This is a genomic window from Heliobacterium mobile (assembly GCF_009720735.1).
GTDB lineage: Bacteria > Bacillota > Desulfitobacteriia > Heliobacteriales > Heliobacteriaceae > Heliobacterium > Heliobacterium mobile.
In genome coordinates this window covers 74795-95263 of sequence record NZ_WNKU01000004.1, presented here as the reverse complement: position 1 = coordinate 95263, position 20469 = coordinate 74795, and the positions used below count along the sequence as shown (strand labels likewise).

20 protein-coding genes are annotated in these 20469 nt (G+C 53.6%); 3 read left to right on the top strand and 17 right to left on the bottom strand.

Annotated elements, in window-relative coordinates; genetic code table 11:
- Positions 1 to 89: 89 nt before the first annotated feature.
- A complete protein-coding gene (locus GJ688_RS05600; RefSeq protein ID WP_170291704.1) occupies positions 90 to 737 on the bottom strand; it encodes a 50S ribosomal protein L25/general stress protein Ctc in 648 nt (215 codons plus the stop codon).
- A gap of 145 nt (positions 738 to 882) precedes the next feature.
- On the opposite strand from GJ688_RS05600, the gene GJ688_RS05595 reads away from it, so the two are divergent.
- The gene (locus GJ688_RS05595; RefSeq protein WP_155475563.1) at positions 883 to 2034 is read left to right on the top strand and encodes a PRC-barrel domain-containing protein; all 1152 of its coding nucleotides are present in this window, start codon (positions 883 to 885) and stop codon (positions 2032 to 2034) included.
- Positions 2035 to 2223: 189 nt separating this feature from the next.
- Here the strand turns inward: GJ688_RS05595 and GJ688_RS05590 are convergent, their stop codons facing one another.
- The gene (locus GJ688_RS05590; RefSeq protein WP_155475562.1) at positions 2224 to 3171 is read right to left on the bottom strand and encodes a ribose-phosphate diphosphokinase; all 948 of its coding nucleotides are present in this window, start codon (positions 3169 to 3171) and stop codon (positions 2224 to 2226) included.
- A 35-nt stretch (positions 3172 to 3206) separates the two neighbouring features.
- Positions 3207 to 4589 (bottom strand): bifunctional UDP-N-acetylglucosamine diphosphorylase/glucosamine-1-phosphate N-acetyltransferase GlmU, encoded by a 1383-nt coding sequence (glmU, locus tag GJ688_RS05585; RefSeq protein ID WP_155475561.1) that lies wholly within the window; start codon positions 4587 to 4589, stop codon positions 3207 to 3209.
- A 155-nt stretch (positions 4590 to 4744) separates the two neighbouring features.
- Here glmU and GJ688_RS05580 point away from each other — a divergent pair, with 155 nt between their 5' ends.
- Positions 4745 to 6043 carry a putative amidoligase domain-containing protein gene (locus tag GJ688_RS05580; protein WP_170291703.1) on the top strand — a complete coding sequence of 433 codons (1299 nt, stop codon included), beginning with the start codon at positions 4745 to 4747 and terminating at the stop codon, positions 6041 to 6043.
- A gap of 67 nt (positions 6044 to 6110) precedes the next feature.
- Here GJ688_RS05580 and spoVG read toward each other — a convergent pair whose 3' ends face one another.
- The 8 genes from spoVG to ispE form a co-directional block, all read right to left on the bottom strand.
- Positions 6111 to 6380: a septation regulator SpoVG gene (gene spoVG / locus GJ688_RS05575; protein ID WP_170291702.1), complete on the bottom strand. Its 270-nt coding sequence runs from the start codon at positions 6378 to 6380 to the stop codon at positions 6111 to 6113.
- Between the two features lie 154 nt (positions 6381 to 6534).
- Entirely contained in the window at positions 6535 to 7764 is a 1230-nt protein-coding gene (gene ilvA / locus GJ688_RS05570) for a threonine ammonia-lyase (RefSeq protein WP_328597321.1), read from the bottom strand.
- Between the two features lie 120 nt (positions 7765 to 7884).
- Positions 7885 to 8148 carry a ferritin family protein gene (locus GJ688_RS05565; protein ID WP_155475558.1) on the bottom strand — a complete coding sequence of 88 codons (264 nt, stop codon included), beginning with the start codon at positions 8146 to 8148 and terminating at the stop codon, positions 7885 to 7887.
- Positions 8149 to 8288: 140 nt separating this feature from the next.
- A complete protein-coding gene (locus GJ688_RS05560; RefSeq protein ID WP_155475557.1) occupies positions 8289 to 8861 on the bottom strand; it encodes a hypothetical protein in 573 nt (190 codons plus the stop codon).
- Between the two features lie 184 nt (positions 8862 to 9045).
- Positions 9046 to 10149: a hypothetical protein gene (locus tag GJ688_RS05555; protein WP_170291701.1), complete on the bottom strand. Its 1104-nt coding sequence runs from the start codon at positions 10147 to 10149 to the stop codon at positions 9046 to 9048.
- Positions 10150 to 10203: 54 nt separating this feature from the next.
- Positions 10204 to 10959: a nucleotidyltransferase family protein gene (locus GJ688_RS05550; RefSeq protein WP_155475555.1), complete on the bottom strand. Its 756-nt coding sequence runs from the start codon at positions 10957 to 10959 to the stop codon at positions 10204 to 10206.
- Positions 10960 to 10985: 26 nt separating this feature from the next.
- Positions 10986 to 11678, bottom strand: a complete 693-nt coding sequence (locus GJ688_RS05545) for a GntR family transcriptional regulator (RefSeq protein ID WP_155475554.1) — start codon at positions 11676 to 11678, stop codon at positions 10986 to 10988.
- On the bottom strand, positions 11654 to 12628 hold the full coding sequence (gene ispE, locus GJ688_RS05540; protein ID WP_170291700.1) for a 4-(cytidine 5'-diphospho)-2-C-methyl-D-erythritol kinase: 975 nt from the start codon (positions 12626 to 12628) through the stop codon (positions 11654 to 11656). The genes GJ688_RS05545 and ispE overlap by 25 nt, the downstream gene beginning before the upstream one ends.
- Positions 12629 to 12929: 301 nt before the next feature.
- Here ispE and GJ688_RS05535 point away from each other — a divergent pair, with 301 nt between their 5' ends.
- Positions 12930 to 13571 (top strand): 4Fe-4S binding protein, encoded by a 642-nt coding sequence (locus GJ688_RS05535; RefSeq protein ID WP_170291699.1) that lies wholly within the window; start codon positions 12930 to 12932, stop codon positions 13569 to 13571.
- A gap of 53 nt (positions 13572 to 13624) precedes the next feature.
- On the opposite strand, the gene yabG is transcribed toward GJ688_RS05535, so the two are convergent.
- The 6 genes from yabG to rnmV all read right to left on the bottom strand — a co-directional run bounded on the left by yabG (position 13625) and on the right by rnmV (position 20405).
- The gene (gene yabG, locus GJ688_RS05530) at positions 13625 to 14494 is read right to left on the bottom strand and encodes a sporulation peptidase YabG (protein ID WP_155475551.1); all 870 of its coding nucleotides are present in this window, start codon (positions 14492 to 14494) and stop codon (positions 13625 to 13627) included.
- Between the two features lie 152 nt (positions 14495 to 14646).
- The gene (locus tag GJ688_RS05525; RefSeq protein ID WP_155475550.1) at positions 14647 to 16206 is read right to left on the bottom strand and encodes an ammonium transporter; all 1560 of its coding nucleotides are present in this window, start codon (positions 16204 to 16206) and stop codon (positions 14647 to 14649) included.
- A 127-nt stretch (positions 16207 to 16333) separates the two neighbouring features.
- A complete protein-coding gene (locus GJ688_RS05520) occupies positions 16334 to 16672 on the bottom strand; it encodes a P-II family nitrogen regulator (RefSeq protein WP_155475549.1) in 339 nt (112 codons plus the stop codon).
- 136 nt (positions 16673 to 16808) lie between these two features.
- On the bottom strand, positions 16809 to 18854 hold the full coding sequence (locus tag GJ688_RS05515; protein ID WP_155475548.1) for a molybdopterin-dependent oxidoreductase: 2046 nt from the start codon (positions 18852 to 18854) through the stop codon (positions 16809 to 16811).
- Positions 18855 to 19029: 175 nt separating this feature from the next.
- On the bottom strand, positions 19030 to 19881 hold the full coding sequence (rsmA, locus tag GJ688_RS05510; protein WP_155475547.1) for a 16S rRNA (adenine(1518)-N(6)/adenine(1519)-N(6))-dimethyltransferase RsmA: 852 nt from the start codon (positions 19879 to 19881) through the stop codon (positions 19030 to 19032).
- Positions 19854 to 20405 (bottom strand): ribonuclease M5, encoded by a 552-nt coding sequence (rnmV, locus tag GJ688_RS05505; RefSeq protein WP_328597320.1) that lies wholly within the window; start codon positions 20403 to 20405, stop codon positions 19854 to 19856. The genes rsmA and rnmV overlap by 28 nt, the downstream gene beginning before the upstream one ends.
- Positions 20406 to 20469 lie beyond the last annotated feature (64 nt).

Below are 20469 nucleotides of genomic sequence, written 5' to 3'. Positions count from 1 at the left end.
TTGGGAAATATGTTCTAAAATGAGTCTCGATTATATAGAATACTCTCTTTTTAGGGAAGCGTAAAGCCACCTGTGGCTCACAGGTGGCTTTACGCTTCTTCGGCTTTGGCGCCGTTAGCCTTTTCCGCTTCTTTGGGATCTTCCGCTGTCGCCGGCTCCTCTGTCGTTTCCACCACGGCCCGCGGTACCACGATGGAAGCGATGACTTGATCGGGGTCAGAGACGATATCGATCCCCTTCGGAGGCGTCACATCGGCCACGGTCAGCTTATCGTGCAGGTCCAAGTGGCTCACATCGAGATCGATACGCGGCGGGAGGCCGGCCGGGAGTCCTTCCACTTCCAACGTGCGCAGCCCGTGTTGAATTACACCGCCCGCTTTGACACCGACCGGTGTACCGACGAGATGGATCGTCACTTCCGCCGAAATGACTTCGTTCATGTTGACCAGTTGAAAATCGACGTGGTTGAGCGTCCGGGCCACCGGATCCCGCTGCATCTCTCGGACCATCACTTTTTTCGGCTCTTCGCCGCCCTCAACGGCTACATCCAGGATAGCCGTCGCGCTCCCCTTGGCGTTGAGCAGCTTTTGCAATTCTTTGGCGTTGACCGATACGAGCAGATCAGGCGTATCCTTCCCGTAGATGACGGCCGGCAGCAGACCGCGGCGGCGCAGTTCCTTTACATAGGCTTGCGTCCCCTTTTCCCGTTTTGAAACCCGTAACTGATTCGCTTCCATGTTGAGAACCTCCGGTTCGATTCCTATTGCTTCCATCCCTAGTATGACCAGGAATGGTCAGGCTAAACCGTAGATCCGGTCATGTCCTCGCTCTGACGAGCATATCTTTTCTAAAGAAATCTTTAAAAAAGGGGGCTCCCACCGCATGCTCGGCAGTAAAAGTTTGCTTACCCGACCCATCGTCAGCCTGGACGAAGGGAAAAAGCTCGGTGCCGTTCGCGGGTTGATCGTTGATCCTGAGGCCTTGGAAGTGGTCGCATTGCAGGTGGACCAGAAGGGCCTCTTCCGTGAACAGAAGATCATCCCCTATTCGAAAGTGCACTCCATCGGTGAAGCAGCGATCGTCATTGACCGGGCGAGTCAGGTTCAGCGAGTCACCAACCTTCCTCATCTGTTTCAATTGATGAAAGATAAAATCGCGATCATCGGTTCCAAGGTGCTCACCACGGTTGGGCAAAAAGTCGGTATCGTCGAAGAGTACTATTTCGATGAGAAGACGGGAAAGCTGCTCACCTTGGAAATACGGGGTCATTTCGGTGAAGGCTGGTTCAACGGCAAAGCCGCCTTACCGGCCGCTGCTGTTCGCACTATCAGCCCGGAGATGGTGTTGGTCTATGAAGACGCTATCGAACGCTTGACCCCCATGCCCCACCCGGTGGAAGACTCCTTGAAGCGTTTGACCGAAACGACGATGAAATTCTGGGACTCTACCATCAGCACCAGCAAACAAGTCGGGGAGACGCTCAGCCGTTCCTTCGAAAAAATCAACCTCGGTAAGAATGACCTCTTTTCCGATAAGGAAGATGATGATGTTCGCCCTTGGAAGGCGCCCGATTCTTCCGATCCCTTCCAACAGGACGATGACTTATTTCCACGTCCCAATAAGGCAGCTATCGACACAGAGCCCCCTATTCCCTCGGCGTCAGATAAAGTCAGTAACGCCAACGTCCCATCTTCACCCTCAGCGATAGCCAGTCCAGGAGATACCCTAAAGGCTCCTTCTCCGGCTACGGCCGCTGACGAAGCGGATGGAGGGAAGCCGCAACCTCTATCCGCTTCCATTGCCGACGACGTCGATACGAACTCTACCCTCCTTTCGTCTGAAACGACTGTATCTACTCCCGCTGCCACCCTCTACTCGCCTGATGCTTCATCATCGGGTCTTTCCGTTCCCGAAGGAAACGCAGCAACCCATGCTTCTGCCCTTTCGTCACCCGGTGGTTCAACAGAGCAACCCGATCTGGTTGCAGAAAATAAACCGGATACCGCCGCCGAATCAGTGAATCCGGTCAGATGAACCCGCCTGCGGCTCCGCAGCATCACCGACAAAGGATAGTTGAAACGAATCACCTTATGACAAAGCACACCGCCGTGACGAGCAAAAAATATATCATCCTGCACCAAAAAACGCCTCCAAGGTGTTCTCGACCTCGGGGGCGCTTTTTTGATTTCCGCAATATATTAACAGGAAGCGGTTGAATGATCCTTAATCGAAAAGTTTGCTGACCGATAAATCTTCATGGATTCGGATGATCGCCTCACCGAGCAGCGGCGCTACCGAAAGGCTGCGGATTTTTTCGATCTGCTTTTCCGGTGCCAGCGGGATGGTGTTGGTGACGATCATTTCTTTGAGTTGCGAATTGGCGATGCGCTCAATGGCCGGTCCGGAGAGGACGGCATGGGTGGCACAAGCATACACTTCTTTGGCGCCCCGTTCCAGCAGCGCTTTCACAGCGTTCACTATCGTGCCGGCCGTATCGATAATATCGTCGGTGATCACTACAGTCTTCCCCTCGATATTGCCGATCACATTCATGACTTCTGATACGTTCGGCTCAGGCCGGCGTTTATCGATGATGGCCAAGGAAGCACCGATGCGTTCCGCCAGATCGCGAGCCCGGGTGACCCCGCCCAGATCGGGAGAAACGACGGCGATGTCCTGCAGCCCTTTGTTCAAGAAATACTCGGCCAAGATGGGCACCCCGGGGAGATGATCGACAGGGATATCAAAGAAGCCTTGAATCTGACCGGCATGGAGATCCATCGTAACGACACGGCGAGCACCGGCAGCCGTCAGGATGTTCGCCATCAGTTTTGCCGAAATGGGTGCGCGGGCACGCACCTTCCGGTCTTGCCGCGCGTATCCATAATAAGGAAGAACGGCAGTGATGCGGCGAGCTGAGGCGCGACGAAGTGCGTCGACCATGATGAGCAGTTCCATGATGTGTTCATTCACCGGTTGGCTCGTGGGCTGGACGACAAATACGTCGGCACCGCGCACGCTTTCGTCGATATCCACATGGATTTCGCCGTCGCTAAACCGCTTTACTTTGGCGGCTCCCACCGAAACGCCCAGGTATTCGGCGATCTCCTCCGCCAGGGCTGGGTTAGCGTTACCGGAAAAAATTTTCAACTTTTTATTAAAGAATGACATAGGGCACCTCCTAAACGGTATCGGTTGTTCCAATGTTAGTCCGATGATTTTTTCTGCTTATGCCCGCTGCGGTAACCTTCCTTCACCTTTAGGTGGGCCCGTTCTACGGCCAGCGCACCAGCCGGAACATCCTTGCTGATCGTCGAGCCAGCCCCGACGAGTGCACCGGCACCAACCACGACAGGAGCTACCAAATTGGTGTTTGAGCCGATAAAGGCGCCATCCTGAATCGTGGTGGAATGCTTTTTCTCACCGTCGTAGTTGCAGGTGATCGTTCCTGCACCGATATTTACACCGGTACCGACGGTAGCATCACCGACATAACTGAGGTGAGGCACCTTAGATCCTTGACCAATCACAGACTTTTTAATTTCTACGAAATCGCCCACTTTGACCTCATCGGACAGGACGGTTCCCGGACGCAGGTAAGCGAAAGGACCCACGCTGCAGTCGTTCCCCAGTTCACTCTCCAAGACAATCGAGTTCTGAACGACGCCGTTATTGCCGATGCGGCTGTCTCGCACCCGTGTATCCGGCCCAATGATGCATCCCTCTCCGATGACGGTATCCCCTTCTACGATCGTATTCGGATAGATGATGGTATCGGAGCCAATCTTCACCTCTGCGTTCAGCCAGACACTCGCCGGGTCGATCATCGTGACGCCAGCCTCCATCCACTTCCGCCGCAAACGATTTTGCAGAACCGCCTCGGCCTCAGCGAGCTGTTGACGGGAGTTGATACCGACGATTTCCTGATTGTCGTCAATTCTGTATGCGGAGACGAAGCCGCCTCGTTGACGAAAGATAGCCAGCACGTCCGTCAGATAGTACTCCCCTTGGGCGTTGGCTGGAGTAATTTCATCCAACGCGGAAAACAAAGCCGCACGATCAAAACAGTAGGTTCCTGAGTTGATCTCCCGAATCGCCTTTTGGGGCTCGGAAGCGTCTTTTTCCTCGACGATCGCTGCCACATTTCCGTTCTCATCCCGGATGATCCGGCCGTAGCCGGTCGGCTCATCCAAGAGAGCCGTCAGCACCGTAGCCATCGCACCTTTTTCTTCATGGGTCTGCCAAAGGGCAGCAAGGGTCGAACCGGTCAACAGGGGCGTATCCCCACAGACCACCATGACCGTTTGCACTTGTTCCGAAATCAAAGGCCGGGCCATCATGACCGCATGGCCGGTACCCAATTGTTCCTGCTGCCATGCATAAACCGCTCGATTTCCCAGGCAGGCCTGCACCTGGTCTCCGCCATGGCCGATGACCAATACCGGCTGTGTTACGTCGCAAGCGGCCAAGGCCTCCAGAACATGATGAACCATCGGTCGGCCGGCCACTTCATGAAGCACCTTAGGCCGCCGAGACTTCATCCGGGTCCCTTTTCCCGCGGCCAGGACGACAGCCGTCCGCATATGCATAGATTGCGCCTCCTGTAATGCCGTTGCTTTTATACTCTTTCCATAGTCTCGCAAAATTGCGTACTTTATGCAAGAGCCAAAGTCCTCGTCTACTATTCCACATAACTGTGTGGTTTCCTTTTTTCCGAGAAAATTTTGTCGACGAGGTGAACGCAGTGGAGTTGCTGGTCCTTCACCCCAACCGCCTGTCTGCCCGTCGCTTAGCCGCCGCTCTGGAATGTCCTCATGCTGTCACCAGTCCAGACCAACCTCCTGAAGTGCTCATCCGATTCGGAGCCGCCGGGGGTGAAGAAGGCAGCTTGTTCACGCTCAACCGACGGCAAGCCCAGCTCCGTCTCAAAGAAGCCTCTTTGTCTGCCTTCTATAAACTCCATCGACTCCCCTATAGCCTGACGAAAAAAAGCGGCCGTTCGCTGACGATTCACGTCGTTGACGGTAATGTCGTTGCCATGGAAACTCGGGAACGCCTCACCTCTACGGAACGGCAGAAATGTTTTGGTACGGCCATCCGAGCCCTCTATCTGGCCGGTATCGATTTCGGTTCTGTCCAGTTGTCCATTCATTCCCGAGGTATTCCTTGGGTCAACAAAGTCACCGCCGCCCCGATCCTCACCAAAGAATTGGCGGCAGCTTATGCTTCGGCCCTCGGTAAAACGATCGCTCTAAGAAAGGGGGATTCTGTTCCAACGAACTCTAACCCGATCCAACTTGGAGCCGACCCCGAATTCATGCTGAAAAGCATCCGCACAGGCAAGATGATCCCGGCCAATCGGTTTTTCGCCCCGAAAGGCACCATCGGTTGTGATCAACGCAAGGCGATCGGCGAATTGCGACCTCGCCCCAAATCAACTCCCCGAGAGTTGACGGAAGCCATCGGCTCCCTTTTAACGAAAGCCTCCGAGAAGATTCAGAAAAAACGGGTCGCCTTGATGGCCGGTTCCATGCCTTTTGCACAGTTTCCCATCGGCGGGCACATCCATTTTGGCAGGCTCTCTCTTAATTTTCGGCTACTGCAGGCATTAGACAATTATCTGCTCGTCCCTCTGTTCTGTATCGAACGGAAACGGACAGCGATCCGGCGCCGGAAGTATTACGGTTGTATTGGAGATATACGCCCCAAAGGTCCCGGTCGTTTTGAGTACCGTGCTCCATCGAGTTGGCTCGTCTCTCCGACCATCACCTTGGCCGCTTTAAGCCTGGCAAAGCTGGTCGCCGAACAGGCCCATCGTCTCCAGCGCAACTATTTTGCTGATTTGAACGCCGTTAGAGCATTCTATCAAGGCGATAAGGAGTACTTCCGCCTCCCCGTAAAGGAGCTTCGTCAGGATTTGACCTCTCTACCCGGTTACTCCGATTATGCTGCTGACCTAGAGCCCCTTTGGCAGATGATCGATGAGGAACAGGAATGGGATGAAGAGGCCGATTTATGTAGCACTTGGGAACTAGGGCAATGAAAAAAGAGATGCACTTGGCATCTCTTTTGCTTATGGAGCCATGCGTAATATATCAGTCAAACAATCATTAAGCGATCGCATTGGCAACAGCACTTTGGTAAGCATCTAATACGGCCTCGGAGATGAGCTCACGAGCCGTAGCCGAAATCGGATGCGCGATATCGCGGTACTCTCCCTCCGGAGTCCGTCGGCTGGGCATGGCTACAAACAGTCCTTTTTGCCCTTCAACAACTTTCACGTCATGGATGACAAAAGCATTGTCGATGGTGACCGAAACAATCGCTTTCATTTTTCCTTCCATGTTAACCTTCCTTACGCGGACATCGGTGATATTCACGCTCTCACCACCTTCCCAATGCTTATCCTGCTAGTCCTTTTTGTTATTCGACCAATGGCAGTCAATACCTTCTAACTATAATAACTTTTTTGAAATTTTTGTGACTATTTTGTTTAACATTTATCTTCATAGTATGGACAGAGGCATTTTATGCTTATACATCGATAATTCGGAAGCCTTTTGCTTCGAGCTGACGGCGTATCGTCTGAATATGTTCAGCGTCCCTCGTCTCCAGGGCTACGCTTACTTCTGCCTGGCTCAGGGACAAGCCGGGACGAAGCCGGTCATGGATGACGGAGATAATGTTGGCCCCCCCTAATGCCACTTCGGAGAGCAAGTTCTGAAGTGACCCTGGCTTGTCCGGCAAGATCGTGCGGAATTCCCAACGGCGTCCGCTTTCGACGAGTCCATGTTCGATGATCTGGGCGATAGCAGACACATCGATGTTTCCTCCCGACAGCAGTGCGACCCACCGTTCTCCCCGTTGACCCACTTTTCCTTCTATTAAAGCGGATAGGCCAATGGCACCGGATCCTTCGACGACCAGTTTCGAGCGCTCCAATAGCATCACCATGGTCTTGGCGATCGTTTCATCATCGATGGTGACGATCTGGTCCACAAAATCATTGACTAAGCGAAAAGTGAGGTCGCCTGGACAAGCCACGGCAATGCCGTCGGCGATCGTTGACCGGCAGGCGACTATCCTGTGGCTGTGATGTTCCAGCGATTGAGCCATAGCCGGCGCCGATTCGGCCTGTACACCGACAATGCGCACCTTGGGATAGAGGCTTTTTACGGCCATGGCCAACCCGCCGATCAGTCCCCCGCCGCCAACAGGTACGACGATACCCGCCAACTTGTCCATTTCGGGAAATTGCCGGATAATCTCAATCCCTATGGTTCCCTGTCCGGCGATCACTTTCGGATCATCGAAGGCATGGATAAAGGCAGCTCCGCTTTGTTCTCGCAGCGATTGGGCTTTTTGATAAGCTTCGTCGTAGTTGTTACCACTCAGAACCACATACGCACCGTAGTCCCGCGTGGCTTCTACTTTCGCCATCGGCGCGCCTGTCGGCATGACCACAGTCGATGCAACGCCGATCAAGGATGCGCCCAAGGCGACACCCTGAGCGTGGTTGCCTGCTGAGGCGGCGATGACTCCTCGCCTTTTTTCTTCCTCGGTCAGATGAAACATCCTGTTTAATGCACCTCGGATTTTAAAGGAGCCTGTGCGCTGAAGGTTCTCACACTTCAGCCAAATTTCACAGCCGCTTAGCCGGGAAAAGGTTTGTGAGTGCTCTAGGGGCGTCAGGTGCAGCTTTCCCGCTAACCGCTGAGCAGCCTTTTGAATATCTTCAGAAGAAATCTCCTTAAAATCCGTCACGACCTTGCCCCCTTGATAGTTTCTACGCATATTATCCTTCCAAGTTCCACCATTGGCTTATGCATCGCTCCGTTAAAAAAGACCTCTGCCGCAAGTCCGACTCAGCGGCAGAGGTCTAGCCTACTCTTGTGAACTTCCTAGGGTGTGATTGGTGACTAAGGATAATCGTCGCTTACCGCGCGTTAAGTCGGGGGGAACCAGGTTTTTTAATTGCCCCAACAAGCGGTTTTTGTGTTCCATCTCCTGTGCGGCCAGCTCTAAAAACAAGGCTTCCGCTTCGCTCAAGCCGTCTTTTTTGGCTTCTTCGGCAAACTTGCGGTAATTATAATAGGCTGCTTGTTCGTAGACAAGCGCTTTAAGTATGTTTTCCTTCGTTCTTCCCATGAACCTTTCCTGCCCCCTTTCATGGAATTGCGTCCTGCCTGATCAACATATCCTATTCGACCTCTCTACCTCCGGTTCCTGACAAAACAAAAAGCAGGGAAACTCCCTGCCTTGCAGATGTACAGTTATGAAAAGATGGGTTAAATCTTTTCGAGCATATCCAGTTCGCCGACGACGACCACATCGGTAAAGCGTGTCAGTTTGACGATCAAATCGGCAAAGACGAGAACATCGGCTGGGGTCCCGCGATTTCCTTGCTGACTGGTGCATTCGTCGTTTCTGTGCAGGATGACATCAAAGCGTACATTGCGGACCAGGACTTCGGCGTCTTCCACTTCTTCGGCCAGTTCTGCCGGAGTAAGGGACGGCGAGAATTCATGCAGCTGGATGATCTTGGTGAAGGTCCCGGGGATGACTCGGACGGCGCGATTGCCCGATGCGTCTTTCACGAGGAAGACCAGGTCAAATTTCAAGGTAATGGTCACATTGCCCGTTAGGTTGACGGTGACATCTTCCTTACGGTTAAAGTCGAAGATGATATTTTCGATGGCGACGATGGGGTCACTGTCGACGTTCTCCAGGCAGATCCGAAAGGGGATGACCCGATTCGGATTGACGGGATCGGTACAAAAGAAAATCGGTTCGTCCCGTTGAACGTTTTTCGCCACCACGACTTGAGCGAACAACTCGATGGTGCCGTTTTTGGTATCCATGCACATCCTCCTTTTACGATAGACCTCCAAATTTCGAAGCTTTCAGACCATACTGGCTCGCCACATATTATGATCGGGCCTATGAATCGGTGAACTGTGGCTTCTCTATCTCTCCGCCGGTTATGGTGTGTTGCCTACCCCATTGTATGAAACATGGGTCTATTTGGTGAGGATGGTTAACTCATCAAGCACCGGTACGGCCAAATACGCGGGAAAAGAACCTCTGCCCTCTCATCTGTTGCTCTTCCATCCGGCGTATAATATTCTGGTTCTCCTGTTTAAGCCGCTCTTGTTCGGCTCGCGTTTGTTGCAGTTCTGTCATCAGTTCGGCCACTTTCCGCTCTTTTTCCGCCATCTGTCGCTGTAGTTGGATCAGGCGATGCTCCCACTGCCTTTCGGCGGTAGCTGGCCCAGTCATACCCCAGAGGCTTTTGCCCATCGTTCTGCCGGGAGAATCGGCCGGTCGTCGAAGGCTTCCATCGGCTAGTGAAATTGACGGCACCGGAATCGCTCTCCGTTCGGCTTCCTCGAAGGGTCGCTGGGCTACCTTCATGACATCTGTCGGCAAAGCGGTCGTTGAAGATGCCGTTGCTTCATTTGCCCTTTGTTCGCTCTGTTCCCTTTTCCCTTTCAACAGCCTCTTCGCTACCTTTGTTCCTGGCAATGCTTGCACTTTAGGATTGGCCTTCACCCTTGGCGTTTCCGGCTGTGGTCGGTCCCCTTCTCCATAGCCCTCTGCTGATGATTTTGCCGAAACGTTTACATCTACATCGCACCATTCATAGAGACTGATTTTCATCGGTCCTCGCCCCAGCACCTCTAGGAGCAGTTGGCTCCCTTGCCTATGCCAATGGACGATCTCACAATGAATAGGGCCGACTTCCAGTTGGGCCGTCCAGCGCCCTGGATCGGTGATTTCCCTTCGCTCTGGCAACATTTCACCCCAGGTTCGGTGCCAATTGGCTCGGTAGTTTCTCTGCACCAGGGTAAATGTCCCCCTCGGGGACTTGAGGACGATGGACAGGGCGATCTCCATGTTGATCCGAACTTCTTCATTCCGAAAGGAACAATGAGCACCACGGTATTCGGCTATGACTGAATTGAGATGGACGGCTTCACCGCCTATTTTATCGAGTTCAAGCTGAAACCGTGCCGGCAACGGCGGTTTGTCCTCAGAAAAAGAAAAAACCAGCGGTTCTTCCAGCGTTGCATATTGTCCCATCAGGACTTGAATGCGTACTGGAACCACCCTGGTCTTTACAGAGCCTGTTGTGGGGAAATCGTTCATCAGCCAATTTCACCTCCGGTCCCTTATCCCATACCTATGGACAGGAAGGTGCAATTATGTTTTTGATAACCATCGACCGATCATTTCCAGATCGACAGGCTTATCAACGTCGATGGCCAGCTCGGGACAGGGAGAAACGATGCAGACCGCGCGGAATCCGAACATCGCCGACATGCGCTGTTGAGCCTGTTCAATACTGAGCCGTCGTAGGAGAAAGCGAATGACAAAGGGCCATCCCAGCAAGCGGCTGAGCGCAAGGGGCCGCTTGCGCAGACGGATGAACTGACGGGCTCTCTCCATGGCGCCGGCGATGACTCGACGATGGACGAGAAACAAGTTGCCGCCGGTAAACTCCCCCTCCTGCAGCCGGACGAAAGTGCGGCGAACACCGGGAAAGCGCTCTTCGCATATCTCCCGCCGGACCACGGGGTAGTATACATCCCCCTCGTTCTCCCGGCAACGGCCGAGAAAATCAGCGACCACTTGCCGGTTCAGCAGAGGCAGATCGCCAGTGGCGATTAAGAGATACCCATCGGTAGAAGGCAAGGCCCTTAGCCCTCGCCATAAGCTGTCTAGATGATCGTCGCCGCCAGAGACGACGGTGATACGCTGATCACCGGCATAGCGTGCAGCCAACTCTGTCGGTCCCACCACAACTACCTGCTCGATTTCCTGGCTGTCTACTAAAGCTTGTACCACATAATCTGTCATCGGCCGGCCACAAAGGGGGATCAAGGCTTCCATCGATGGGCCATGACAGGCTTTAAGTGGGCCGTCGTTCCTGCCTGCCGCCAGAATCAGGGCGTCCATCGAAAGCTCCCTCCCCTTCTAGCCTTTTATGACTGTAACTTCTCTTTGACAATTCCCATCGCTTCGAGCATGCTGTTTTCAGCGTTCTCGATATGCTCCCAAGCCAAGGTCTGTGCCAGGGACACATTTCGGTCGGCAATCGCTTCGACCATCTTACTGTGTTCTTCCCAAGCCTCCTTGATACGCCCAGGATGGCTGAGCGAGGTGGTGCGGAATCGGCGGAGCTGCTCCCGCAAGTTTCCGATGATCTGAACCAGCCGCTGGTTGCGGCTCGCCCGGTAGACCATATCGTGAAAATCGATATCCACTTCCACTAACTCATCGATCTTTTCTTCGTCAAAATAGGAGGCGGTCTTCACCAGCAGACGTTCCATCTGTTCGGTCTCTTCTTCAGTGATGCGCTGCGCCGCCAGTCCAGCGGCCAACGCTTCCAGGCTGGCCCGGAGCTCGAAGACATCAGTAATATCTTTAACCGAAATGCCCGCCACATAAGCACCCTTCCGGGGAACCATGACGACAAAACCTTCCAGTTCTAGCTTACGGATGGCTTCTCGCACAGGAGTTCGGCTAACCCCCATCTCCTCAGCCAATTGGATCTCCATGAGACGCTCACCAGGCTTTAATATGCCTGAAATAATCGCCTCCCTCAGGTTTTCGAAAACAATGTCCCGTAATGGCCGATAGTTATCCAGTTTTATCGGCAGCAATCGACGATCCATTCGTCGGCCTCCTCTCGTCCCAACGTCCGGGCTACCATCACCCGGTAATTCAGCGTTTCTGTCTCTTTGGCTATTTTTTCAGCGATCGATCTCGCTTTAGCTTCCTCATCGGTAAAGCCCAAGATGGTAGGACCGCTGCCCGACATCATCGCCCGGTCACAACCGAGGCAAACCAGCTTCTCTTTGAGAACCTTCAACTCAGGGAACCATTCAAGGGTCACTTTTTCTAAGTCATTCCCCATCGCATCCAGAACGGCTTGATAGGAACCGGTACGAAGAGCCTTCAGCATATTCGCTGAATAGCCCTCTTCAGGGATATTTTCCGGGGTCATCTCTTCGGGCCAAGGCAATGGTTCTGGAAGAGACTTCGCCTTTAAGGCCTTGTACACCTGTGGGGTAGAGGCACCAAAGGGTGGTTTAACCAGGATCACCCAAAAGGCGGGCGCAGCCGGAAGACTATGTAGGGCTTCTCCCCTTCCCGTCGCCAGGGCTGTGCCGCCGCGAACTAAAAAGGGGATATCAGACCCCAGCCGGGCCAGCAGGGATTCCATCTTTTTATCGTCCCAGCCCAACGAGAACAGATGGTTCAGCGCTTTCATCGTCGCCGCTGCGTCAGAACTGCCACCGGCGAGTCCCGCAGCCACGGGAATCTGTTTGTCCAATTCGATCTCGACTCCGTAGGGAAGTTGAGCCTGTTCTTGGACGAGCGCTGCCGTTCGGTAGACGAGATTGGTTTGGTCTGGCGGAGCTTCTTCCGATCCGCCCTGGAGAAGTATGGTTTGATGGTTCCGATTGACACTCACCGTCACCACATCAACCAAGTCCACCGTCTGCATAACCATAACGACTTGATGATACCCATCGGCCCGGCGTCCCAGGACATCGAGGGTAAGATTGATCTTGGCTGGCGCCTGCATACGCAGAATGGGGACCAACTCCTTTCCAAGCAATCTTTGCTTGTATATTCCGCAAATAGCCTCTAATTTCCTTTTTATTTGACAAAAACTCCATCCTTCCGTTCACTCCAGAAAAGAGCTCAGAAAAGATGGAGCCTTTTTTCACAAATTTCCGCAAGGCAGCTGACCTACCGGTACTTTCGCTTGGCCTTCGCGAACGGGCAAGGGCCGCCCCGCTTTTCTAATATATTCTCCACCTCATGAAGTATACATAGGAAGTATGATGTGCATCACGTTCTCCCAGCGCCGGCAAGCGTATACTGTAACCAGTATACTCGGCATAAGGATGGTGGACATGACCCATTTACCTCCGTTTACGATCACTGTCTGTCGTGGCGATAGCGGATGCCGCTATAAAGTTTTAGATACAGATCCCTTGGCAACGCCGTTGCAGGACCGATTGCAAAGCCAATGCCTGAACCGTCAGGCCAGCTCAGCCCACTCGGTTCTGCGATTAGCCCTGTCCGGCTGCCCCAATAGTTGCTCCCAACCGCAAATTCGTGACTTTGGGCTGCAGGGCCGCATGGAGCCCTCGATCACCGCTGAACCATGCCTATTCTGCCATGCTTGCGTCCAATCCTGCCCGGAGGGTTTCATCCAGTTGAATGACGAAGGCCCTGTGATCTCCGATGAGTGTCTCGCTTGCGGACGTTGTGTTCGCGCTTGTCCAAGCGGTACTCTCCGGCCTGGGAAAAAAGGCTGGACTTTGCTCGCCGGCGGTAAACTGGGGCGCACTCCCAAACTCGCTGTTCCAATAGGTCACTGGCTTAGCGACGATGAGGTGACCTGGGAAATCGCAACGATTCTGGAACGGTATCTGCAAGAAGCGGCACCGGGTGAGCGTTTGCGATCGTGGCTTGAACGGAGTTTATGGAAAGAAGAATCACCGGAAGCCTTGGGACCATTGCTTTACAAATTAAATCGGCCCGCTGACTAAGTGCAGCGGGCTTTTCTGGTTGTGAATTTCGTTTTGAACTTGAAGAAACCCTTTTAATATACCTGGTTCGCATCTCCCCAGCGAAAACAACCGCGTGTCTTGATGCCTCCAATCCCTTCGGGTCCAGTGATCGTATTGGCGATCGCTTCTTCCAGTTCCACATACTCATGAACGGGAGTATAGGCCAGCTTTTCAACGATCAAGACCGGATCTAAGGCGTGAATCATGACCCGTTCCGGTGAAGAGGCATAGTTGGCCCCTGCCGACAGGATCGCTTCAAAGTTGGATTGACAGGCCCCGGCGAAAATGACCAGTTCATCAGGACTAGGAATCAGCTTCCGTGCCGCCTCAACGGCTTGCACAAAATAGCGTGAGTTGCGGTAAGACTCGATCAGCTCCGGTTTTCCACCGCTCTTAAGCAGGCTGTCATGTCCTGTGATCACCAGGATATCGGCAGAATACTTCTCCAGGTACCGGCAAACCACGTTCGGAAACTCTTTTTCAGAATGATGAAACCCCTGGGCTTTGATGTTTAACTGGCGATAGGTATCCATACAAATTTCCAGATACTCTTCATTGCCATCAATATGCAATACTGAACCAGGTCGTTGACAGGCTAGTTTACGCTGCTGATCCCCGGCAGGATCATCGGCCAGCGGCAGTGTCCTCTTTTGTCGTCGGTCGACCAAGCGGCCAATCCGTTTATAGTTCTGCACCACGACCCGCTGCTTATAGCGAAATACCTCCAACAGGGGCGGTATCTCCAGGTCGCTCACCGGCGCATCTGCCTCCAGCCGCATATCCAGTCCTTGCAACCGAACCTCGGGTTCCTCATCCCCCGGCCATATCTCCATGATTCGAAAAAAAATATCATTGCCGTATGAGTTGCGGGTGACGATGGTCCCGATGCGCAAGTCCTCCATCCGCAGCATCTCCCCTATACGTAGCGCTCAATATACTTCACCTCGCTATTATGAGTATGAGAGCAAGGGGAGGGGGGTGCGTAAAAAGTCCAAGGCGAGGAGTTTAACCCTGCCTTGGACTTCTTGGGCTTGTTTTATTGCTTTAATTTCCTTTAGTGACCGTGCACCATTTCTTTGGCTGGTGATTTTGCAGCTGTAGGGCTTTCTACAAAGCTGAAGCTGGAGATTCCACCGTGGACGACGAAGTCCGGATACCCTTCTTCACCGTGTTGCGAAATGTCCAGACCGGTTTCTTCGTCTTCCGCACTCACACGGGCTTTGAAGATGGCGTTGACAATTTGATAGATGATGAAGGTACCGACAGCGGCAAAGGCGTAGGTCGCACCGGTGGCAATCAATTGCTTGGTGAGCAGGTCGCCGCCGTAGAGCAGGCCGTCAGCTCCAGCTGAGTTGACCGTAGTGGTCGCAAAGATACCGGTGGCGATAGCACCGAAGGTTCCGCCTACACCATGGATGCCAAATGCGTCCAGAGCGTCGTCATAACCCAAGCGGGGTTTCAATACGACAGCGATGTAACAGATGATACCTGCGAGAACACCCATGATGATGGAAGACATGGGAGTCACAAATCCAGCAGCCGGGGTAATCACGACCAGACCGGCAACAGCACCGGAGGCGGCACCGAGGACCGTCGGTTTTCCTTGGCGGATCCATTCGGCGAAGATCCAGGCCATCGCCGCTGCAGCCGCAGCCGTGTTGGTGGTGACAAAAGCGCTACCGGCCAGACCGTTAGCACCTAAGGCGCTGCCGGCGTTGAATCCAAACCAACCGAACCAGAGGAGACCTGCACCAAGAACGGTCATAGGAAGTTGATGCGGCGGCATCGGAGTCGTTCCGAGCCCACGACGTTTACCGAGCATGATGGCGAGGACAAGACCGGAGACACCAGAGCTGATGTGAACGACCGTACCGCCGGCGAAGTCAAGCGCACCCAGTGTACGCAACCAGCCGCCCACACCCCATACCCAGTGAGCTAGCGGGAAATAAATCAACGATACCCACAATGCAGAGAAGAGGAGAAAAGCCGAGAATTTCATCCGTTCCGCGAAGGCTCCGCTGATCAGAGCAACCGTAATAACTGCAAACATTAATTGAAACATAGCGAACACGTTATGAGGAAGAGTGGCCGCATAGTCGGGGTTAGGGTCGGCACCGACCGAGTTGAACCCTGCCCAGGAAAGAGAACCGATCAAACCATTGATGTCAGGGCCAAAAGCCAAGGAGTAACCGTAGAGAACCCAAAGCACAGAGACCAGGCCGATAGCGATGAAGCTATGCATGATGGTGCTGAGCACGTTTTTCTTACGAACCATACCACCGTAGAATAAAGCCAAGCCAGGAGTCATTAACATAACTAGAGCTGCGGACAAGATGATAAAGGCGGTATCACCGGTATCGACTTTCGGAGGTTCCGGAGCGGCAGTTTCGGCAGCCGCGTCTGTGGCAGCCGCTTCCGTAGCGGCTGCGGCTTCTGGGGCTGTTTCTTTGGCAGCCGTGTCAGTGGCTTTTGCATCTGTAGCTTTTGCATCGGATTTCGTTTCCGTAACAGCAGCTTTCGCATCCGCTTTCACCGGTTCATCGGCAAAGGCGGGCAACCCAAATAGGCAGGTAAAGAGCAGCAATAAGGCTGCAAGTAAGGCAAATCTTTTCATCGCCGTTCCTCCTCAACATTCCGTCATTTACTCTCAAAAAATACACAAGGCTCCCGAAGGAAGTTTTACCTCTTCCCTCGGGAGCCTCTATGCTCCCCTAGGTATACACGACATGGACTTTAACCTCTTATAGAGCGACGTCGCCGGTTTCACCGGTACGAATGCGAATCACATCTTCGACGGGGTAGACAAAGATTTTACCATCACCGATTTCACCGGTACGCACCTGTTGGGAAATGACATCTACCAGTTCGGCGACAACGGCATCGGACACGACCACTTCAATTTTCACTTTAGGCAGCAGGTCGATGGCATATTCAGAGCCGCGGTAGAATCCTTTCTTCCCTTTTTGCAGTCCGCAACCGGCCACTTGAGTGACCGTCATTCCGCGAACACCCACTTTGTTCAAGGCTTCTTTGACTTCATCCAACTTGGTTGGACGAATGATCGCTTCAATTTTTTTCATCTACTTCGCTCTCCCCCTACAAAATCCGTTTTGACATGGTGATGAATAAAAAAAAGAGACGGCTGATTAGTTCAATCAGACGTCTCTGTCTTGGTTTTATTGTAGCGGCATCAATTCTTTTTGGCAATCCCCTTTTTTAAGATTTTTCGTTTTTTCCCTCGACTTCTACATAGTTGTCATTAAAAGAGGATCCCTCGGCCAACAAGGTCCCCCGGCTGGTGGTAAGGTGGTTTACGTTCTTGCCGCCGGGCACCCGTGAATGCCACCGAACCCCCTCGACGACAACCACTCCCTTTGGTACCTGTTTTGTCACATGGGCGGCAAAGCAAGCTTCTCCGAGGTGGTTGAATACGTTGACCTGTTGCCCCTGTTCAATCTTCCTCACCGAGGCGTCCTGCTTACTGATTAGGATCCGCTGGGCACCTTCTAATCGCTCCGTATCTTCTCTTCCGCCAAAGGTGCTGTTCAAGAGGTGATGGCCCGGGTTGGCCAGCAGTCGCAGGGGATAGTCCTTCTCGGGCTCACTTTTCTCCCTAGGCCGGTACTCAGGTATGGTGGGATAGCTCTTAGCGGCTAAATCGGGGTTTTCAAAGAGCAATTTGCCTGAGGCCGTTTGGAACCGGCCGAATCGCAGCGGCGGATTATCGCCCACGTTCAGCCGGACTGCCTTCCCAGCCTCGAGATCGGCCCGGTCGATTCCTTCCAGCAGGGGCGTATTTTGTGAGAGCAGTTCCTCGATCAACTCTTCGGCATTCTTCGCAAAATGTTCGTCTTCGAACCCGAAAGCGCGAGCGAGTAGCCCAAAGACCTCCAGGTTGCTCTTCGCTTCACCGGGTGCGTCGACGACAGGTTGCGTCTTTTGAATGTAAAAGTGACCATAGGATCGGTACAGATCGGCATGTTCTGGAAAAGCGGACGCCGGCAGTACAAGATCGGCATAACGAGCCGTATCGGTCATCACCTGTTCATGGACGACGACAAAGAGGTCAGGCCGAGCCAGTCCTTTGAGGACCAGATCTGATTCGGGAGCCACCGCCGCAGGGTTGGCATGATAGACGAAGAGCGACTTCACAGGGCCTCCGTCCGGTTCCGTTAAGGCCTTGCCCAACTGGATCATGTTGATCTCCCGAACGGGCGACGCTAACAGATCTTCGCGGGTAACGACGCCAGTCGGCAGCGCTTGGCCCGTATTGGATGAACAGTGAATCCCGCCGCCTTTTTTCGTAAAGGCTCCGACCAGTCCCGGCAGGCAGGCCAACGTTCGGTAGATCATCGCACCATCCCACTGACGGCAAGGTCCGTTGCCTATACGGATATAGGGCGCCCGAGCCGAACCATAAGCTCGGGCCAGCTTTTCGAGGATTGAGACGGGCAGCCCTGTGATCTGGGCGACTCGCTCCGGCTCATATTCTCGAAGCACCTTCTCGGCGAGGGCTGAAAAACCGCTGGTCTGTTCCTGAATAAAGGCGTGATCCAGCAAGTCCTCCCGAATTAGGACATGCATCATCCCGAGGGCTAAGGCCGTATCTGTCCCCGGTGGAATCAGGATGACCTCATCGGCATACGGCGAAGTGCGGTTTTGATAACAATCGACCTGGATGACCCGGGCGCCGCAGGCCTTGGCTTCCTTAAGGAAAGGCAGAAAATGAACGTGTGTGGATGCCACATTCATCCCCCAAATGATGATCAGGTCGGAATGGATGATGCTTTCTACGTCGCTCCCCATGGTGCTGCCCAACGTCATCGTCCAGCCGAGGTCGGCTGTCGTGGAACAGATGGTCCGCTTCAGCCGGCTGGCACCAAGTCGATGAAAAAAGGCGTGACCGCTATTCCGCTGGACGAGACCCATCGTCCCTGCATAGGAATAAGGAAGGATCGCTTCCGCACCATATTCATCGATGATCCCTTGCCATCGCTTCTGAATGATCTCGATCGCTTCGTCCCAGGAAACCGGTTCAAAAGCGCCCGTTCCTTTCGGGCCGGTCCGGCGAAGGGGGACCTTCAGCCGCTGCGATGAGTTCAGGTATTCGGGATACTTTTTCATCTTGCCGCAGATAAAGCCTCTCGTGAAGGGGTGGTTTGGGTCTCCTTGACAAGAGCGGACTTGTCCCTCTTCGACGCCTAAAAGCAATCCACAGGTGTCGGGGCAGTCTAAGGGACATACGCTGGGGAAGTAATTCATAGGCTCATATCCCCCTTCTGACGAGATAAAAATTGAAGCCGGAATACCTTGCCAATTGACTGCTCCAAGGGATCCCCTAGAACAGTTCCAGCGACGAGGCATCCGGCTACTTGTGTAAGCCGTAACATATAGATTTGACTTCGACTTCGAAAAATCCTGCCGTCAGGCCCTGTCTCTACCGGTACAGCGCGTCAGTCACCCGAGCAAATTCGTCCAGGTTGAGTGTCTCTCCACGCCTTCCCGGATCTATACCAGCCTGTGCAAGCCGTTCCGACATTTCCGTTTTAGTCATCTCCAGGCCGAGCCCGCCCAAGGCGTTCAGCAGTGTTTTGCGGCGCTGGTTAAAGGCGGCCCGGACGACTCGAAAGAAAGCCTTTTCATCAAAGACATGGACAGGTGGTTGACGACGACGGTTCAATCGGACGACGGCGGAGCTCACCTTGGGCGGGGGAATAAAAGCCCCTGGAGGGACTTTGGTGACGAGCTTAACTTCACAATGATATTGCACCGCCACCGACAAGGCGCCGTAGTCTTTCGTTCCGGCTCGGGCGAGCATCCGATCGGCCACTTCTTTTTGCACCATGATGACCATGTGGGATAAGTTGAAGCGACCCTCCAGCAATCCCATCATGATCGGCGTCGTGATGTAATAGGGCAAATTAGCTACCAGGGTAAATGGCTTGTCTCCTCGATAGGGCGCCGTCACCGCATCATAGTCGACTTTCAGTGCATCCTGCCATAGGATCTCTACCTGTGGGTACTCTCGGCAAAGATCCATCAACAGGGGACGCAGGCTTTCGTCGACCTCGATGGCCAGCACCTTGCCTTCTGGACCTACCGCTTCCGCCAGATGGGGTGTCAATGTTGCCGGTCCCGGACCGATTTCTACAACCACATCGCCCGAGGAAAGTTCCGCCGCGTCGACGATGCGGTATACATATTCACTGTCAGAAAGAAAGTTTTGTCCGAGACCTTTCTTGGCCCGGATACCGTATTGGGCTATGCGTTGTCGCAGTTCTTTGGACATGGACCCTCACCTATTTCTTTTAGGGCTGCTTCGATTTCGCCCCGTCCTAATCCGAAGTGATTGATTCGCTGTAGGAACTGTTTGGCATTGACCCGGCCGATGCCCAGTCTTTCCCCGAGAGCTTCTCGCCGTTGACCGGCGCCGGGCACACCGTCGACTTTCCAGATGCGCAGGTCGTCGCGGTTAAAAGTCTCCCGCTTGGTAGCCGGCGAACGGACCTGGTTCAAGGCAACCCGGATATCTTGCGGACGGGCATGCTCGATGCCGACTTTCCCTTCTTTTTTCGCCACTGCTGCCGGCAAAAAGGCATGTTTGACACCAGGTACCGCTTCGGTGACCCACCGGCGGATTCGCTCTCCCGGCCCGTCCGGATCGGTAAACACGATGACACCGCATCGCTGTTGGGCTTCTTTGATGACCTGCAGCGTCTTAGGGCTGAGACCGAGGCCTTGGGTAATGATCACTTCGGCATCGACAGCACGTTTTACAGCGACCAAATCGTCCCGGCCTTCCACAACGATCACTTCGGCGATTCTTTCTTTTTCCAGACTTGTTCACCTCATCATCGAGATAGTTTTCCCGCCGGAA

Coding starts and splice junctions, on each gene's coding strand:
- GJ688_RS05600 (WP_170291704.1), bottom strand. CDS start 737: ATGGAAGCGAATCAGTTACGGGTTTCAAAACGGGAAAAGGGGACGCAA.
- GJ688_RS05595 (WP_155475563.1), top strand. CDS start 883: ATGCTCGGCAGTAAAAGTTTGCTTACCCGACCCATCGTCAGCCTGGAC.
- GJ688_RS05590 (WP_155475562.1), bottom strand. CDS start 3,171: ATGTCATTCTTTAATAAAAAGTTGAAAATTTTTTCCGGTAACGCTAAC.
- glmU (WP_155475561.1), bottom strand. CDS start 4,589: ATGCATATGCGGACGGCTGTCGTCCTGGCCGCGGGAAAAGGGACCCGG.
- GJ688_RS05565 (WP_155475558.1), bottom strand. CDS start 8,148: ATGGGAAGAACGAAGGAAAACATACTTAAAGCGCTTGTCTACGAACAA.
- GJ688_RS05560 (WP_155475557.1), bottom strand. CDS start 8,861: ATGGATACCAAAAACGGCACCATCGAGTTGTTCGCTCAAGTCGTGGTG.
- GJ688_RS05555 (WP_170291701.1), bottom strand. CDS start 10,149: ATGAACGATTTCCCCACAACAGGCTCTGTAAAGACCAGGGTGGTTCCA.
- GJ688_RS05550 (WP_155475555.1), bottom strand. CDS start 10,959: ATGGACGCCCTGATTCTGGCGGCAGGCAGGAACGACGGCCCACTTAAA.
- GJ688_RS05545 (WP_155475554.1), bottom strand. CDS start 11,678: ATGGATCGTCGATTGCTGCCGATAAAACTGGATAACTATCGGCCATTA.
- GJ688_RS05535 (WP_170291699.1), top strand. CDS start 12,930: ATGACCCATTTACCTCCGTTTACGATCACTGTCTGTCGTGGCGATAGC.
- yabG (WP_155475551.1), bottom strand. CDS start 14,494: ATGGAGGACTTGCGCATCGGGACCATCGTCACCCGCAACTCATACGGC.
- GJ688_RS05525 (WP_155475550.1), bottom strand. CDS start 16,206: ATGAAAAGATTTGCCTTACTTGCAGCCTTATTGCTGCTCTTTACCTGC.
- GJ688_RS05520 (WP_155475549.1), bottom strand. CDS start 16,672: ATGAAAAAAATTGAAGCGATCATTCGTCCAACCAAGTTGGATGAAGTC.
- GJ688_RS05515 (WP_155475548.1), bottom strand. CDS start 18,854: ATGAATTACTTCCCCAGCGTATGTCCCTTAGACTGCCCCGACACCTGT.
- rsmA (WP_155475547.1), bottom strand. CDS start 19,881: ATGTCCAAAGAACTGCGACAACGCATAGCCCAATACGGTATCCGGGCC.